The following is a 17,123-nucleotide window of genomic DNA, read 5'->3' on the forward strand; positions in this document are numbered from 1 at the left end:
AGGCTGCCCAAGGCAGCCTTCAGCTCTGAAAAGGTTTTACCGGACACTAGTGACGCAGAGCGTGGGAACGATCAGTGCGCTAGCTCACGCATCCGCTGTAACACCGCATTCAAGCCATTGCTACGGGACTGGGACAACTGGCGACCCAGCCCCAACTGATTAAACCAGTCCGCCAAGTCCACCTGCTGCAACTCAACTGCCGACAACCCGTTGACCCGCGCCAGCAGCAACGCCACCAACCCGCGAATCAATCGCGCATCGCTGCTGGCGCTGAATTGCCAGTGTCCGTCCTGCAACGTGCCGACCAGCCAGACCTGGCTTTCACAGCCATGCACGCGGTTGGCGTCGACTTTATCCATATCGCTCAACGCTGGCAGACGGTCGCCCCATTGCATCAGCAACCGCGCCCGCTGTTCCCAGCTCGCCGCCTGCTGAAACGTATCCAGCGCTGTAACGGCATCGACGGGCAAGGTCATCGCAACAACTCCAGGGCCTGATCCAGTGCTTCGAAAAAGCGCTCAAGGTCTTCGGAGTCGTTGTACAGCGCCAACGACACCCGAATCGCCCCGGCCAGTTCAAAGCTTTTGAGCAACGGCATGGCGCAATGATGACCCGCGCGCACGGCGATGCCCTGTTCGGTCAGCAAGTGAGCCAGATCCGAGTTATGCACACCCTCGACGACAAAACTGGCCAGGGCCAGTTGCGGTTTGCCCAGCAGGCGAATGCCGTTGCGCGCTTCCAGGCCTTTGAGTAAATAGTCATGCAGCGCCGCTTCGTGGGCGGACACGGCGTCCTGATCCAGCCCGGTCAGGTAGTCCAGCGTTGCGCCCAGACCGATCACACTGGCGATCGGCGGCGTACCGGCCTCGAACCCCAGCGGTGCGGACCGAAAGCGAGCATCGTGGTAGTTGGCATCCAGCACCATTTCGCCGCCGAACTGCCAGGGGCGCAGCTGTTGCAGTGCTTCGTTGCGCCCGAACAGCGCCCCCAAGCCATCGGGGCCGTAGAGTTTGTGGCTGGAAAACACATAGAAGTCGCAACCCAGTGCCTGCACGTCGTGCCGGCCATGAACCACGCCTTGTGCGCCATCGACCACGGTCAGCGCGTTGTGTGCCTTGGCCATCGCCAACAGCGCGGGCAACGGTTGCCAGGCTCCCAGCACGTTGGACAGCTGGCTGACTGCCAGCAAACGGGTTCGCGGACCGATCAACTGCGCGGCGGCATCCAGGTCGATCAAACCATCGACATTCAGCGGCAGGATCACCAGTTTCAGGTCGCGACGGTGCGCCAGTTGCTGCCACGGCAACAGATTGGCGTGATGCTCCAGAGCGCTGATGACAATTTCATCGCCTGGATTGAAGAGGTGTTCCAGGCCATAGGCCAGGAGGTTCAGCGCGGAAGTCGCACCGTGGGTAAAGATAATCTGCCCGCAATCGCCGGCATTCAGCCATTGCGCAACTTTGCGGCGGCTGTCCTCGAACGCCTGGGTGGCATGGGCGCCGGGCAAGTGTTGCGCCCGATGCACGTTGGCCGCGCCGTTGGCGTAGTAATGCGCCAGGGCATCCAGCAGGGCTTGAGGTTTTTGCGTGGTGGCGGCGTTGTCCAGGTAGGTCTGGTCTTGCCGTTGCAGTGCGGCGATGGCCGGAAAATCGGCGCGCCAGGGAGAAGGAATCATCATGTTGTTCGGCCCTGGTGACATGGGCGGGTGTACGCCTGACCTGTGTAGGAGCGGAGCTCGCTCCTGCACAGGTGATCGTTTGACGCTCTGCTTAGTTGTGAGCGTGCAGCGCTTCGTTCAGTTCGATAGCCGATTTGTGGGTTTTGCACTCCACGGCACCGGTTTCCGAATTGCGGCGGAACAACAGGTCAGGTTGACCGGCCAGTTCACGGGCTTTAACCACTTTGACCAGTTTGTTGTGCTCGTCCAGCAGCGCAACCTTGGTACCGGCCGTCACGTACAGGCCCGACTCAACGGTGTTGCGATCGCCCAACGGGATGCCGATACCGGCGTTGGCGCCGATCAGGCAGCCTTCGCCAACCTTGATCACGATGTTGCCGCCGCCCGACAGGGTGCCCATGGTCGAGCAGCCGCCGCCCAGGTCCGAACCCTTGCCGACGAACACGCCAGCCGACACACGACCTTCGATCATGCCCGGGCCTTCGGTGCCGGCGTTGAAGTTGACGAAACCTTCGTGCATCACGGTGGTGCCTTCGCCCACATAAGCGCCAAGACGAATACGTGCCGCGTCAGCGATACGCACGCCGGCCGGAACCACGTAGTCGGTCATTTTCGGGAACTTGTCCACCGAGAACACTTCCAGCAGCTCGCCGCGCAGGCGGGCTTCCAGCTGATGCTCGGCCAGCTCGCTCAGATCGATCGCACCCTGGCTGGTCCAGGCTACGTTCGGCAGCAACGGGAAGATCCCGGCCAGGTTCAGGCCGTGCGGCTTGACCAGGCGGTGGGACAGCAGGTGCAGCTTGAGGTAAGCCTCAGGCGTGGAGCTCAGTTGCGCGTCTTCGGCCAGCAGTGTGGCAACCAGCGGCTTGTGGCTCTCGGCCAGACGGGTCAGCAGTGCAGCCTGAGCAGCATCGACACTTTTCAGCGCTTCAGCCAGTTGCGACGCCTGAGCGGTGCTGAAGGCGATGGCCTGATTGCCTTCGGTGTAGCCCAGAACCGGCGCAATGGCAGCGACCAGTTCGGCCGAAGGGTTGAGCAGTGGCTGCGCGTAAAACACTTCCAGCCATGCGCCTTGACGGTTTTGAGTGCCGACACCAAAGGCCAGGCTGAACAGGGTAGTGGACATGTTGATACCTCTAACAAAATGGAACGGGCTGCCTTACTTGAGTGCGGCCGCGTAGATATCTGGCTTGAAGCCAATCAGGGTTCTGTCACCGAGATCAAGCACCGGGCGCTTGATCATCGAGGGTTGTGCGAGCATCAGTTCGATGGCTTTCGGCTGATCGAGATCGGCTTTGCGTTCGTCGTCGAGCTTGCGAAAGGTCGTGCCTGCACGGTTCAACACCACTTGCCAGCCGTGCTCCTCGCACCATTGGGTCAGGTGTTCACGGTCGATTCCGACCGCTTTGTAATCATGGAAGTCATAGCCGACAGCGTGTTCATCGAGCCAGGTGCGCGCCTTTTTCATGGTGTCGCAGGCTTTGATGCCGAAAAGGTGCAACGTTTTGCTTGAAACGGTCAAGGAATTGCCCCCTTTGCAGGTGCTGAAAATAAAAGGTGACGGATTATGCCATGACCGGACGGTTTCGCGTCGGCTGTGGTCGGGTTTGTCTGTTTGTCTTGGGCATACGCTGTTCCAGGCGACTTGGGTGCAACGGTCGGCCTGCATTCTAGACGGCTAATATGGCACTTCAATGCTGTCGATTGCCTACGAGCCGCCGCTGATTTGCTGCAACGGCGATCAAGCTTGAAAGCGCTGCGGTCATCACCAGATCGGTGATGACGTGCCGGGGGAAGTCTTGGGGGCGGTTGTCTATTTTGGATAGAGTAGTTTCATCAAGTGCTTGTCTTTCTTACTGATCTTGCGATTGGTCGGGATTTCCCAATTGCCCAAGGTCAATGCATTCGCCACCGGGTGGTGCATGATCGAATTCTTGTCATAAGAGGTGTAAATCGCATCCAGTGTGTTGAAGGAGGCGAACAGGTTTCTGTCGACTTGTTCTCGAGTGAGCGGGTTCATCTCGCGGTTCTGGTAAAACTCATACACCTTCGGTTTGTCCCAGGGAATATTCGCCTGCGGGTGCTGGTGTTCATGCATCGCGCCAAGTGTATGTCCGAATTCGTGAATCACGATCACTTCGAAGTCTTCGTGTTCGGGTTTGACGCCCAGGTTCATGGTGGGGTGATCAGGATGAATCAACAGGGCGTCGGTGCCCAGCATTGAACTGTTGTCATCGTTCTTGGTGGCGATCCGGATATCGCCTTTCAAATCATCGACGAAATCAAATTTGAGGTTGATATACGGTAACCATTGGCTGGCGGCAGCAATAATCTTCTTTTTATGATCGGCGTCGGGCGCATCCATAAAGGCGATTTTCAACGTGCGGCCGTTGGCCCACAGTTTCGAGTAATTGACCACCGAGCGTTTACGGCGAGTGCCGGTGATGGAACCTGCGTTGGCAGGATTTTCACTAATGGCAGCCTCATAAGCCGCTTGGTCGTCTGGCCACTGCATAAGCCTGCAGTCACAAATGTCATTGATCATCAGCTTCTTCCGTGAAGTTCAGATAAGAGTTTGTCGGGTGCAGCAAAGTGCGCCGCACAAGACTGAAGTCTGGTCGGCAAGCGGGTGAGGTATATAGTTATTTGAAGTGTAACTTCATATAAAAAATGCCCGCGCCAGATGGCCTGGCGCGGGCCGTTAGCCGTTACTTGTGGCGGGTAATGAAGGCGCGAATCCGTTCAGCCGCCTCAACGCACTCCGCCAGCGGTGCAACCAGCGCCATCCGCACACGCCCGGCGCCCGGGTTGACGCCATCTACTTCACGGGACAGGTAGGAGCCTGGTACTACAGTCACGTGTTCCTCGGCAAACAGATCCCGGCAGAACGCTGCGTCGTCGCCTTGTACGTTCGGCCACAGATAGAAACCGCCATCCGGACGCTGCACATCCATCACCGGGCTGAGGATTTCCAATACCGCATCGTACTTCTCACGGTACAGCGCACGGTTGGCCCGCACATGCACTTCGTCGTTCCACGCGGCAACGCTGGCCAGTTGGGTTTGAACCGGCATCGCACAGCCGTGGTAGGTGCGATACAGCAGGAAACCCTTGAGGATGTCCGCATCGCCGGCCACAAAGCCTGAGCGCAGGCCCGGCAAGTTGGAGCGTTTGGACAGGCTGTGGAACACCACGCAGCGTTTGAAGTCCTTGCGGCCCAGCTCGACGCAGGCACTCAGCAGGCCCGGTGGCGGGGTTTGTTCGTCGAAGTACAGTTCGCTGTAGCACTCGTCAGCGGCGATCACGAAGTCGTATTCGTCGGCCAGGGCGATCAGTTTTTTCAGGGTTTCAACCGGGATCAACGCGCCGGTCGGGTTGCCCGGCGAGCACAGGAACAGGATCTGGCAACGCTTCCAGATGTCTGGCGAAACAGCGTCGAAATCCGGGTTGAAGCCGTTTTCGTCAAGGCATGGCAGGTAATGCGGCTTGGCTCCGGCCAGGAACGCCGCGCCTTCGTAGATCTGATAGAACGGGTTCGGGCTGACCACCAGCGCGTCTTCACCACGGTTGACCACGGTCTGGGTGAATGCGAACAACGCTTCGCGGGTGCCGTTGACCGGCAGCACGTTGCGCGCGGGGTCGAGCCAGCCATTTGGAACGCTGAAACGGCGTTCGCACCATGCGGCGATCGCTTCACGCAGGGCCGGGATGCCGAGGGTGGTCGGGTACACGGCCATCTGATCCAGATTGCTTGCCAGGGCTTCGGCGACAAAGCTTGGCGAGCGGTGCTTCGGTTCGCCGATGGACAACGCGATGGCGCGCTTGTCCGGGTTTGGCGTGACGCTGCCGAGCAGGGCGCGGAGCTTTTCGAACGGGTAGGGCTGCAACTGGTTCAGAGCGTTGTTCATGGGGGCCTCGTTCAATGTGGGAGCGGGCCTGTGTGGGCGAGGGAGCTTGCTCCCGTTCGACTGCGCAGCAGTCGCAAAGCTTTTGGGGCCGCTTCGCGACCCAGCGGGAGCAAGCTCCCTCGCCACACAAGCCCGCTCCCACAGGGGGATTGGGTTAATTCAGATGCGGATGTGCGAATGTTTGATATCGGGTTCCTGGTTGACGCTCAGCTGTTCGACGATTGCATCCTGCAAACGGCTGCACAGCAGCGGGTCGGATAACGGCTGATTGTTGGCATCGGTGATGAAGAACACGTCTTCCACGCGCTCGCCCAAGGTGGCGATCTTGGCGTTCTGCAGCGACAGGTCGAACTCGAGGAAGATCGTGCCGATCCGCGCCAGCAACCCAGGACGGTCGGGTGCGCTGAGTTCCAGCACGGTCACCGGACGCTGGGCATCGTTGTGGATCGTCACCTGTGGCGCAAAGGCAAAGTGCTTGAGCTGACGCGGCACCCGGCGCTGGATAATCGTTGGGTAGTTGTCCGGGTTGCGCAGGGCTTCGGTCAGGCCTTCGCGGATCTGCTTGACCCGCGCCGGGTTGTCGCCAATCGAGTCGCCATCGGTGTCGAGCACGATATAGGTGTCGAGGGTGAACTGGCTGCTGGAGGTGATGACCCGGGCGTCGTGAATGTTCAGGTTGAGCTGGTCCATCGCCGCCACGGTCACGGCGAAGAAGTCGTGCTGGTCCGGCGCATAAATGAAGATCTGCGTACCGCCCTCGAACTCGCGCTGGGTGGTTTCCTTGATTAGCACCAGCGGGCCGCCGTCGGCCGGCTGCTGCAAGATTGCATCAGTGTGCCAGGCCACGTCGCCGGCTGTGTGACGCAGGAAGTAGTCATCGCCCAGTTGTGCCCACAACTGTTCCACGTCATCCGGGTCGGTGCCGCCACGTACCAGAATGTCCAGCGCCGCGCTTTGGGTCTGGCGGATCTGCTCTTCGCGATCCACCGGGTTTTCCAGGCCGCGACGCAAGGCGCGCTTGGTCTCGGTGTAGAGCTGGCGCAACAGGCTAGCGCGCCAGGAGTTCCACAGCGTCGGGTTGGTCGCGTTGATGTCGGCAACGGTCAGCACATACAGATAATCGAGGCGGGTTTCATCGCTGACGATCTGCGCGAAATCGTGGATCACATGCGGGTCGGACAAGTCCTTGCGCTGGGCGGTGGTCGACATTACGAGATGGTTTTGCACCAGCCAGACGATCAGGCGACTGTCCCAGATCGGCAACTGATGGCGTTGGCAAAAGGTTTCGGCATCCACTGCGCCGATTTCCGAGTGGTCGCCATGCCGGCCCTTGCCGATGTCGTGGTACAGGCCGGCCAGGTAAATCAACTCCGGCTTGGGCAGTTTGGCCATGAGCTTGCTGGCCAGCGGAAATTTTTCCGACACCTGGGTGTACTGCAACTTACGCAGGTGCTTGATCAGGTTCAGTGTGTGCGCATCGACCGTATAGATGTGAAACAGGTCGTGCTGCATCTGCCCGACAATAAAGCCGAACTCCGGCAGATAACGCCCAAGGATGCCGTAACGGTTCATTCGCCGCAGGTTGCGGTGGATGCCGATCTTGCACTTGAACAATTCGATGAACAGGCTGGTGTTGCGAATATCGTTGCGGAAGTCGTCGTCGATCAGATGACGGTTCTCGCGCAGCAGGCGGATGGTATCGGCGCGTACGCCTTTGATTTCCGGCTGTTGGGCCATCAGCACGAAGATCTCGAGCATGGCGAACGGCGTGCGACGGAACACATTGTTGTTACGCGCCTCGATGTAGCCGTCGTGCAGCTGGAATCGCGAGTTGATCGGCAGCGGCGGTGCTTCGTCTTCGGGGGCCAGGATCACTTCTTCGAAGTGCTGAATGATCAGGTCGCTGAGCTGGGCAATGCTCATGACCACCCGGTAGTACTGCTGCATGAAGTTTTCGATGGCGTGCTTGGCGTCATTGCCGACGAAACCCAGCAGCCCGGCAATCGTGCGCTGGTGGTCGAACAGCAGGCGGTCTTCAGAGCGGCCGGCGAGCATGTGCAGCGCGTAACGCACTTTCCACAGAAATTCCTGGGACGAAGCCAGCAGGGCGTTTTCGCTCTCCACCAGGAAACCTTCACCCGCCAGGGCCCGCAGGTTCAGGGTGCCGTACTCACGACGGGCGACCCACAGAATCGTCTGGATATCCCGCAGGCCGCCGGGCGAGCCTTTGACGTTAGGTTCCAGGTTGTACTCGGTGTCGTTGTACTTGTGGTGACGGGCTTTCTGCTCGGCGCGTTTGGCCAGGAAGAACTCCTTGCTGGGCCACATGTGCGCGGTGCTGGTCACGTCCAGCATGCGCTGACGGAGACGCTCGGGGCCGGCAATGGTGCGGCTTTCCATCAGGTTGGTGATCACCGTCAGGTCGGCGCGGGCTTCCTCGGCGCATTCGTCCACCGAGCGAACGCTCTGGCCGACTTCCAGGCCAATGTCCCACAGCAACGTCAGAAAACGCTCGATGGAATCACGGAAAATTTCGTGATCGGCGCCGTCCAGCAAGATCAGCAGGTCGATGTCGGAGTAGGGGTGCAACTCGCCACGACCGTAGCCGCCGACCGCGACCAGCGCGATGTCGGCTTCAGAACTCAAGCTGAACTGTTCCCAGGCCTTTTGCAGGATGTTATCGACGAACCAGGCACGATCCTCGATCAACCGGCGAATCTCCCGACCGGCGCGAAACCGCTCGTCGAGCACTTCGCGGGCCTGACGGATCGCCTTCTTGAAAGCAGCGATAGGGCTTGCCTTCAGGGCCAGTTCAGCCTGGAACTGGCCGCGGTCGAAGAGTTCGGGATCCACCTGCGGCATCGATTGGCTTTCCTTTCTATAAGGCTGGGAACGGAACGTGCGGGATCAGGCCGAAACGCGCGGGATGGTGTCGTCGCTGCGCAGGGTGAAGATCTCGTAGCCGGTATCGGTCACCAGCAGGGTGTGCTCCCATTGCGCCGACAACTTGCGGTCCTTGGTGATCGCAGTCCAGCCATCGCCCAGCACCTTGGTGTCGGCCTTGCCCTGGTTGATCATCGGCTCGATGGTGAAGGTCATGCCGGCTTTCAGTTCCATGCCGGTACCGGCGCGGCCGTAGTGCAGGATCTGCGGTTCTTCGTGGAACACCTTGCCGATGCCATGGCCGCAGAACTCGCGAACCACCGAGAAACCGTTCTTTTCGGCGTGCTTCTGGATCACTTCGCCGATATCGCCCAGGCGGCAGCCAGGTTTGACCAGTTCGATGGCCTTGTACATGCATTCCTGAGTCACCTGGGACAGGCGCTCGGCCCAGACTGGTACGGTGCCGACGTGGAACATACGGCTGGTGTCGCCGTGGTAGCCGTCCTTGATCACTGTGACGTCGATGTTCAGCGTGTCGCCATCCTTCAACGGCTTCTCGTTCGGGATGCCGTGGCAGACCACGTGGTTGATCGAGGTGCAGATCGACTTCGGAAAGCCTTTGTAGTTGAGCGGGGCAGGAATGGCTTTCTGCTCGTTGACGATGTAGTCGTGGCAGATGCGGTCCAGCTCTTCGGTGGTAACGCCCGGTTTGACATAATCGGCAATCATTTCCAGCACATCGGCGGCCAATTTGCCGGCGATCCGCATTTTTGCGATGTCCTCTGGGGTTTTGAGGGTGACGGTCATACAGGCTCTCTCTGCGCTCAATGGCGCCTTCTAAAACGAAATGGGCACTGCGCGAACGATCGTCGCGGCCCTGAAAAACGCGATTCTACCAGACGATCAGGGCAAATCTGAGCTTCTGTGCATCGCTTCTCTCTACAGGATGGCGCATTCTTGGGGGATTCCAAGGGCGGGATCAAAAGCATTCGCCAGGTTTTCAGAATCCGGGTTCCGTTTTTTCCGGCCTTGTGATATAAAATGCGCCGCTTTCCGGGGATACCCTGAAAAGCTTAAATCCACACACGTGTCGACACGATGACCTGGGTGCCTTCAGCTGATGCTGCTGGTTGGTCATTGGGATACGTGGAGGCCAAACCCGACTTATTAAGGAACTATCATGTCCCAAGTCAACATGCGCGATATGCTGAAGGCCGGTGTGCACTTCGGTCACCAAACCCGTTACTGGAATCCGAAAATGGGTAAGTACATTTTCGGCGCGCGTAACAAGATTCACATCATCAACCTTGAAAAAACCCTGCCAATGTTCAACGAAGCTCTGACTTTCGTAGAGCGTCTGGCCCAGGGCAAAAACAAGATTCTGTTCGTCGGCACCAAGCGTTCCGCTGGCAAGATCGTTGCTGAAGAAGCAGCACGTTGCGGTTCGCCGTACGTCGATCACCGCTGGTTGGGCGGCATGCTGACCAACTTCAAAACCATCCGTGCTTCCATCAAGCGTCTGCGTGACCTTGAAGTGCAAGCCGAAGACGGTACTTTCGCCAAGCTGACCAAGAAAGAAGCGCTGATGCGCACTCGCGATCTTGAGAAGCTGGATCGTTCCCTGGGTGGTATCAAGGACATGGGCGGTTTGCCAGACGCTCTGTTCGTTATCGACGTTGATCACGAGCGCATCGCGATCACCGAAGCCAACAAGCTGGGCATCCCGGTTATCGGCGTAGTCGATACCAACAGCAGCCCGGAAGGCGTTGACTACATCATCCCAGGCAACGATGACGCAATCCGCGCTATCCAGCTGTACATGGGTTCGATGGCTGACGCTGTTATCCGTGGTCGCAACAATGTTGCTGGCGGCACTGTAGAGTTCGTAGCTGAAGAAACTCAGGCTGCAGCTGAGTAATTGACGCCCTGGCGTTGACTCAGTAAGCAAAAAGGGGGCTTGGCCCCCTTTTTGCCACCTCGAAAACCATTTGTCGGCGCCCACTGCTTTATCTGTAACGTGCGGCAGCTAACAAGGGTGGTTCGGGAAGAATTGATCGCCCGTTCGATCGGGTGGAATGGTTGAAAACCTATCCAAGAGGAATTTGAAAATGGCAGAGATTACTGCAGCGTTGGTCAAAGAACTGCGCGAGCGTACCGGCGAAGGCATGATGGACTGCAAAAAGGCCTTGACCAAGGCTGGCGGCGACATCGAAAAAGCCATTGATGACATGCGCGCTTCGGGCGCCATCAAGGCTGCCAAAAAAGCTGGCAACGTTGCCGCTGAAGGCGCAATCGCTCTCAAGGAAGACGGTAAATCCGCCGTCCTGCTGGAAGTGAACTCGCAGACCGACTTCCTGGCTCTGCAGGACGATTTCAAGGCATTTGTCGCTGCCAGCATTGAAAAAGCGTTCGCTGACAAGCTGACTGACGTCGCTCCGCTGATCGAAACTCAAGAAGCCGATCGCCTGGTACTGGTCGGCAAGGTTGGCGAAAACGTCAACATTCGTCGCCTGGCTCGCGTTGAAGGCGATGTTGTTGGTGGTTACCTGCACGGCAACAAGATCGGTGTTGCGGTTGTTCTCAAGGGCGGCGACGTTGAGCTGGCCAAAGACATCGCTATGCACGTAGCGGCTACCAACCCTGAATTCCTGCTGCCGTCGGAAGTTTCCGCTGAAGCGATCGAGCGCGAGAAGGGCGTGTTCCTGACCCTCAACGCTGACAAGATCGCCGGCAAGCCAGAAAACATCGTTGAAAACATGGTCAAGGGCCGTATCAGCAAGTTCCTGGCTGAAGCGAGCCTGGTTGAGCAGGCGTTCGTCAAGAACCCTGAAATCAAGGTCGGCGACCTGGCCAAGAAAGCCGGTGCTGAAATCGTTTCTTTCACCTACTTCAAAGTGGGCGAAGGCATCGAGAAGCCAGTAGACAACTTCGCAGAAGAAGTTGCTGCCCAGCTGGCTGCCAGCAAGCAATAAGACGGTTTTTTAACTGTCGCCCTGAAGAGGCTGCCCGCTTACGCGCGCAGCCTCTTTTCAGATGGGGTTGCCAATTTCATTTGGTTTCCTTTTGGAACTGGCTTACAAAGCCATGTTCCGATGGCGCTGAAGCAGCGCCAAGCTAGAGTGAACGCCAGCTGTAAACAGCTCGCAAAGAATTTTTAAAATACGCCGCAGGAGAGATTCGCAATGGCTCAGCAGGGCAGTGGTTATCAGGCTCGCTATAAACGCATTCTACTCAAGCTTAGCGGCGAGGCCCTGATGGGCTCGGAAGAGTTCGGGATCGATCCGAAAGTTCTGGATCGCATGGCACTGGAAGTTGGCCAGCTGGTTGGCATCGGTGTTCAGGTCGGTCTGGTGATCGGCGGGGGTAACCTGTTCCGCGGCGCAGCGCTCAGCGCGGCCGGCATGGATCGGGTCACTGGCGACCACATGGGCATGCTGGCCACTGTGATGAACGCCCTGGCGATGCGCGATGCGCTGGAACGTGCCAATATCTCGGCCATCGTGATGTCGGCCATTTCCATGGTTGGCGTGACTGATCACTATGATCGCCGCAAAGCCATGCGCCACCTGAACTCCAAGGAAGTCGTGATTTTCGCGGCCGGTACTGGCAACCCGTTCTTCACTACGGACTCGGCTGCCTGCCTGCGCGCAATCGAAATCGATGCCGATGTGGTGCTCAAGGCAACGAAGGTTGATGGCGTCTACACCGCTGACCCGTTCAAAGACCCGCATGCCGAGAAGTTCGATCATCTGACCTACGATGAAGTGCTGGATCGCAAGCTGGGTGTGATGGATCTGACGGCCATTTGCCTGTGTCGCGACCACAAGATGCCGCTGCGCGTGTTTAATATGAACAAACCCGGTGCCCTGTTGAATATCGTACATGGCGGCGCTGAAGGAACCCTGATCGAGGAAGTTCAACAATGATCAACGAAATCAAGAAAGACGCTAAAGAGCGCATGCAGAAATCCGTAGAATCGCTGGCGCACAACTTCGGCCGTATCCGTACCGGCCAGGCGCACCCAAGCATTCTGGAAGGCGTGATGGTTCCGTACTACGGCGCCGATACTCCGATCAAGCAAGTGGCGAACATTACCGTTAAAGACGCCCGTACCCTGCAAGTCGTTGCCTTCGAGCGCAACATGTTGGGCGCTGTCGACAAGGCCATCGGTAGCGCTGGCCTGAACCTCAACCCGACCAACCTGGGTGAGTTGCTGCTGATCTCCATGCCAGCCCTGACCGAAGAAACCCGTCGGGGCTTCACCAAGCAGGCTCGTGATGTAGCTGAGGATGCCCGTGTTGCCGTGCGCAACATCCGTCGCGATGCAAACAGCTCGCTGAAGGACCTGGTCAAGGAAAAGGAAATCAGCGAAGACGAGGAGCGTCGTGCCACTGGCGAGATCGACGATCTGACCAAGAAATTCGTGGCTGAAATCGACGCTAAGTTGGCGGAAAAAGAAAAAGACCTGATGGCCGTATAAGGGTCGAGTTTCAAATGGACAAGACCAAGCAGACTGCGCCGTCCGCGGTGCCGCGCCATGTCGCGATCATCATGGATGGTAATAATCGTTGGGCGAAAAAGCGCTTTATGCCGGGTGTCGCCGGGCATAAAGCGGGTGTGGATGCTGTTCGTGCGGTCATCGAGGTGTGTGCGGAGTCCGGGGTTGAGGTATTGACCCTGTTTGCATTCTCCAGTGAGAACTGGCAGCGCCCGGCCGATGAGGTCAGCGCCTTGATGGATCTGTTCTTCAGGGCGCTGCGTCGCGAGGCCAAGCGCCTGAACGACAACAACATCAGTTTGCGCATCATCGGCGACCGTTCGCGTTTTCATCCGGAGCTTCAAGCTGCCATGCGTGAAGCCGAGGCGATGACCGCTGGCGTCAACCGCTTTATCCTGCAGATCGCCGCCAACTACGGTGGTCAGTGGGACATCGCGCAAGCCGCGCAACGTCTGGCGCGCGAAGTTCAGGCCGGGCATCTGCGCCCGGAAGACATCACTCCCGAGCTGTTGCAAACCTGTCTGGCGACCGGCGATCTGCCGTTGCCGGACTTGTGCATCCGTACCGGCGGCGAGCATCGCATCAGTAACTTCCTGCTGTGGCAACTGGCTTACGCCGAGTTGTACTTCTCCGACCTGTTCTGGCCGGACTTCAAACACGACGCCATGCGCAATGCGCTGGCTGATTTCGCTTCTCGCCAGCGTCGCTTCGGTAAAACGAGCGAGCAGGTCGAGTCTGGAGCCCGGGTTTAATGCTTAAACAACGAATCATCACGGCACTGATTCTGCTGCCGATTGCCCTGTGCGGGTTTTTCCTGCTTGAAGGGTCCGGTTTTGCGCTGTTCATCGGGCTGGTGGTGACGCTGGGGGCATGGGAATGGGCACGCCTGGCAGGTTTTGCTGCCCAGGCGATCCGTGTTGCTTTTGCGGCGGTGGTTGCGCTGATGCTGTTTGTCATGCACATCCTGCCGGGGCTCGCGCCTTGGGTGCTGGGCGCCTCGGTGCTCTGGTGGGGTGTGGCCACCTATCTGGTGCTGACTTATCCACGGTCCAGCGAGCACTGGGCCAGCGCCGCCTGCAAACTGGCGATCGGTTTGTTGATTCTGTTGCCTGCCTGGCAAGGTCTGATCCTGATCAAACAGGAGCCCTTGGGCAACTGGCTGATCATGGCCGTGATGGTGCTGGTCTGGGGCGCCGATATCGGTGCGTACTTTTCCGGCCGAGCCTTCGGCAAGCGCAAGCTGGCACCACAGGTCAGCCCTGGCAAGAGCTGGGAGGGCGTGTACGGCGGCTTGCTGCTGAGCCTGGTGATCACGGCAATCGTCGGCTTTGCGCGGGACTGGAGTTTCGCTCAGATGCTGATGGGCCTGTTCGGTGCCGCGATCATCGTGTTCATTTCGGTGGTGGGCGACCTCACCGAGAGCATGTTCAAGCGCCAGTCGGGGATCAAGGACAGCAGTAATCTGCTGCCGGGGCACGGCGGTGTGCTGGACCGCATCGACAGTCTGACAGCGGCGATTCCGGTGTTCGCCGTGCTGCTGTGGATGGCGGCATCGTGAGTCGCCCACAACAGATTACCGTGCTGGGGGCGACCGGCTCGATTGGTCTGAGCACTCTCGACGTCATTGCCCGTCATCCCGAGCGCTATCAGGTATTCGCCTTGAGCGGTTTCACTCGTTTGAGTGAGTTGCTGGCGCTGTGCGTGCGTCATGCGCCACGTTTCGCGGTAGTGCCGGAATCTGGCGCTGCCCGAGGCTTGCAGGACGAATTGCATGCGGCTGGCCTGTCGACCCGTGTTCTGGTGGGAGAGGAGGGCTTGTGTCAGATCGCCTCGGATCCAGAAGTCGATGCGGTGATGGCGGCGATCGTCGGGGCGGCGGGTTTGCGTCCGACCCTGGCGGCGGTCGAGGCTGGCAAAAAGATTCTTTTGGCCAATAAAGAAGCGCTGGTGATGTCCGGTGCGCTGTTCATGCAGGCCGTGCGTAAAAGCGGTTCGGTACTGCTGCCGATCGACAGCGAACACAATGCGATTTTCCAGTGCATGCCGCAGGATTTCTCCCGTGGTTTGGGCTCGGTTGGTGTACGCCGGATTTTACTGACAGCCTCTGGTGGCCCGTTCCGACAGACGCCCCTGGCCGAACTGGCGCATGTTACCCCCGAGCAAGCGTGTGCTCACCCGAATTGGTCCATGGGGCGCAAGATTTCGGTGGATTCGGCCAGCATGATGAACAAGGGGCTCGAGCTGATCGAGGCCTGCTGGCTGTTCGACGCTACGCCCTCTCAGGTCGAAGTGGTGATTCACCCGCAAAGCGTGATTCATTCGCTGGTCGACTATATCGATGGTTCGGTGCTGGCGCAGTTGGGCAATCCGGATATGCGCACACCGATTGCCAATGCCCTGGCCTGGCCAGAGCGGATCGACTCGGGTGTTGCGCCGTTGGACCTGTTCGCCATCGCTCGCCTGGATTTCCAGGCACCCGATGAAGAGCGTTTCCCTTGCCTGCGCCTTGCGCGTCAAGCCGCCGAGGCGGGTAACAGCGCGCCGGCCATGCTCAATGCCGCGAATGAAGTGGCTGTGGCGGCCTTTCTCGACGGACGGGTTCGCTATCTGGAGATCGCGAGTATTATCGAGGAAGTATTGAATCTCGAGCCTGTGGTTGCGGTTGATGATCTCGAGGCAGTGTTTACGGCCGATGCGAAAGCACGGGTACTGGCCGGGCAATGGTTGAGTCGTCACGGGCGATAAGTGCTGCAATACGTTGGCCCATGCAGCACCGATAGGATTGCGGAGAAAGTAGATGAGCGCGCTCTATATGATAGTCGGCACCCTGGTAGCGCTGGGCGTGCTGGTCACCTTCCACGAATTCGGCCATTTCTGGGTCGCACGTCGCTGTGGGGTCAAAGTGCTGCGTTTCTCCGTGGGCTTCGGCATGCCGCTGCTGCGCTGGCACGATAGCAAAGGCACTGAATTCGTGGTTGCCGCCATCCCGCTGGGTGGCTACGTGAAAATGCTCGACGAGCGCGAAGGCGAGGTTCCGGCCGATCAGCTCGATCACGCCTTCAATCGCAAGTCCGTCCGTCAGCGTATTGCCATCGTGGCGGCCGGTCCGATTGCCAACTTTCTATTGGCGATGGTGTTTTTCTGGGCATTGGCAATGCTGGGCAGCGAGCAGGTGCGCCCGGTTATCGGCGCGGTCGAATCCGGCAGTATCGCCTCCAGGGCAGGTTTGAGCCCGGGGCAGGAAATTATTGCCATCGATGGCGAGCCAACTTCCGGCTGGGCTGCGGTGAACCTGCAACTGGTCCGCCGCCTGGGCGAGAGCGGTTCCCTTCAAGTGCTGGTCCGCGAACAGGGCTCCACCGTGGATTCGCCTCGTGAGCTGGTGCTGGACAAGTGGCTCAAGGGTGCTAACGAACCGGATCCTATTCACTCGCTGGGTATTCGCCCCTGGCGTCCGGCATTGCCGCCGGTGCTGGCCGAAATTGATCCGAAAGGGCCAGCGAAGGCTGCGGGTCTGAAGGCCGGTGACCGCCTGTTGGCCCTTGATGGCAAGGCACTGGATGACTGGCAGCAAGTAGTCGACATCGTCCGTTTGCATCCGGATACCAAAATCATGCTGCGCGTTGAGCGCGACGGTGTTCAAATCGACGTCCCTGTGACGCTGGCCACGCGCGGCGAGAGCAAGGCACCCAGTGGCTATCTGGGCGCAGGGGTGAAAGCGGTCGATTGGCCACCAGAGATGATTCGTGAAGTCAGTTACGGTCCGGTGGCCGCGATTGGGGAGGGTGCCCGACGCACCTGGACCATGAGCGTACTGACCCTCGACTCGCTCAAGAAAATGTTGTTCGGCGAGCTCTCGGTAAAAAACTTGAGTGGACCGATAACCATTGCTAAAGTGGCGGGCGCTTCTGCCCAGTCGGGCGTCGCTGATTTCCTGAATTTCCTTGCTTATCTGAGTATTAGCCTGGGTGTTCTGAATTTGCTGCCCATTCCTGTACTGGATGGGGGGCATTTGTTGTTTTATCTGATCGAGTGGGCGCGTGGTCGTCCCTTGTCGGATCGGGTGCAAGGTTGGGGGATACAGATCGGTATCAGTTTGGTGGTCGGGGTGATGTTGCTTGCTCTGGTCAATGATCTGGGTCGACTGTAACGCTTC

The 17,123-nt window shown here is 58.8% G+C and carries 16 protein-coding genes; 8 read left to right on the forward strand and 8 right to left on the reverse strand.

The genetic code is table 11. The annotated features are described in order from the left end of the window. Positions 1-71: 71 nt before the first annotated feature. The 8 genes from AC1RO5_RS21860 to map form a co-directional block, all read right to left on the reverse strand. Positions 72-476 (reverse strand): SufE family protein, encoded by a 405-nt coding sequence (locus AC1RO5_RS21860; RefSeq protein WP_493177591.1) that lies wholly within the window; start codon positions 474-476, stop codon positions 72-74. Continuing rightward, entirely contained in the window at positions 473-1,678 is a 1,206-nt protein-coding gene (locus tag AC1RO5_RS21865; RefSeq protein ID WP_493177593.1) for an aminotransferase class V-fold PLP-dependent enzyme, read from the reverse strand. The genes AC1RO5_RS21860 and AC1RO5_RS21865 overlap by 4 nt, the downstream gene beginning before the upstream one ends. Positions 1,679-1,769: 91 nt before the next feature. Continuing rightward, positions 1,770-2,804: a 2,3,4,5-tetrahydropyridine-2,6-dicarboxylate N-succinyltransferase gene (gene dapD / locus AC1RO5_RS21870; protein ID WP_305410041.1), complete on the reverse strand. Its 1,035-nt coding sequence runs from the start codon at positions 2,802-2,804 to the stop codon at positions 1,770-1,772. Between the two features lie 33 nt (positions 2,805-2,837). Next, on the reverse strand, positions 2,838-3,200 hold the full coding sequence (locus AC1RO5_RS21875; RefSeq protein ID WP_064620065.1) for an ArsC family reductase: 363 nt from the start codon (positions 3,198-3,200) through the stop codon (positions 2,838-2,840). Between the two features lie 291 nt (positions 3,201-3,491). Then, positions 3,492-4,223, reverse strand: coding sequence for a M12 family metallopeptidase (locus tag AC1RO5_RS21880; RefSeq protein ID WP_493177595.1), 732 nt, complete (start codon positions 4,221-4,223; stop codon positions 3,492-3,494). A 163-nt stretch (positions 4,224-4,386) separates the two neighbouring features. Beyond that, entirely contained in the window at positions 4,387-5,586 is a 1,200-nt protein-coding gene (gene dapC / locus AC1RO5_RS21885; protein WP_019647804.1) for a succinyldiaminopimelate transaminase, read from the reverse strand. Between the two features lie 159 nt (positions 5,587-5,745). Further along, the gene (locus AC1RO5_RS21890; RefSeq protein ID WP_493177597.1) at positions 5,746-8,448 is read right to left on the reverse strand and encodes a [protein-PII] uridylyltransferase; all 2,703 of its coding nucleotides are present in this window, start codon (positions 8,446-8,448) and stop codon (positions 5,746-5,748) included. Between the two features lie 45 nt (positions 8,449-8,493). Continuing rightward, complete coding sequence (gene map / locus AC1RO5_RS21895) at positions 8,494-9,276, reverse strand: type I methionyl aminopeptidase (RefSeq protein WP_018927020.1); 783 nt, start codon at positions 9,274-9,276, stop codon at positions 8,494-8,496. A gap of 373 nt (positions 9,277-9,649) precedes the next feature. On the opposite strand from map, the gene rpsB reads away from it, so the two are divergent. The 8 genes from rpsB to rseP all read left to right on the forward strand — a co-directional run bounded on the left by rpsB (position 9,650) and on the right by rseP (position 17,117). Next, positions 9,650-10,387, forward strand: a complete 738-nt coding sequence (gene rpsB, locus AC1RO5_RS21900) for a 30S ribosomal protein S2 (RefSeq protein ID WP_018927019.1) — start codon at positions 9,650-9,652, stop codon at positions 10,385-10,387. Positions 10,388-10,577: 190 nt separating this feature from the next. Next, the gene (gene tsf / locus AC1RO5_RS21905; protein ID WP_493177598.1) at positions 10,578-11,441 is read left to right on the forward strand and encodes a translation elongation factor Ts; all 864 of its coding nucleotides are present in this window, start codon (positions 10,578-10,580) and stop codon (positions 11,439-11,441) included. A gap of 210 nt (positions 11,442-11,651) precedes the next feature. Next, positions 11,652-12,395: a UMP kinase gene (pyrH, locus tag AC1RO5_RS21910; protein WP_003198235.1), complete on the forward strand. Its 744-nt coding sequence runs from the start codon at positions 11,652-11,654 to the stop codon at positions 12,393-12,395. Continuing rightward, positions 12,392-12,949 carry a ribosome recycling factor gene (gene frr / locus AC1RO5_RS21915; RefSeq protein ID WP_007940501.1) on the forward strand — a complete coding sequence of 186 codons (558 nt, stop codon included), beginning with the start codon at positions 12,392-12,394 and terminating at the stop codon, positions 12,947-12,949. Before pyrH ends, frr begins: the two co-directional genes overlap by 4 nt. A 14-nt stretch (positions 12,950-12,963) precedes the next feature. Next, positions 12,964-13,719, forward strand: coding sequence for a polyprenyl diphosphate synthase (gene uppS / locus AC1RO5_RS21920; protein WP_018927017.1), 756 nt, complete (start codon positions 12,964-12,966; stop codon positions 13,717-13,719). Next, positions 13,719-14,525, forward strand: coding sequence for a phosphatidate cytidylyltransferase (locus AC1RO5_RS21925; protein ID WP_493177601.1), 807 nt, complete (start codon positions 13,719-13,721; stop codon positions 14,523-14,525). Before uppS ends, AC1RO5_RS21925 begins: the two co-directional genes overlap by 1 nt. After that, positions 14,522-15,712 carry a 1-deoxy-D-xylulose-5-phosphate reductoisomerase gene (gene ispC / locus AC1RO5_RS21930; RefSeq protein WP_493177603.1) on the forward strand — a complete coding sequence of 397 codons (1,191 nt, stop codon included), beginning with the start codon at positions 14,522-14,524 and terminating at the stop codon, positions 15,710-15,712. The genes AC1RO5_RS21925 and ispC overlap by 4 nt, the downstream gene beginning before the upstream one ends. Positions 15,713-15,764: 52 nt before the next feature. Next, a complete protein-coding gene (gene rseP, locus AC1RO5_RS21935; protein WP_493177604.1) occupies positions 15,765-17,117 on the forward strand; it encodes a sigma E protease regulator RseP in 1,353 nt (450 codons plus the stop codon). Positions 17,118-17,123: the final 6 nt, after the last annotated feature.

The organism is Pseudomonas sp. GW822-FHT02G04 (genome assembly GCF_058802085.1).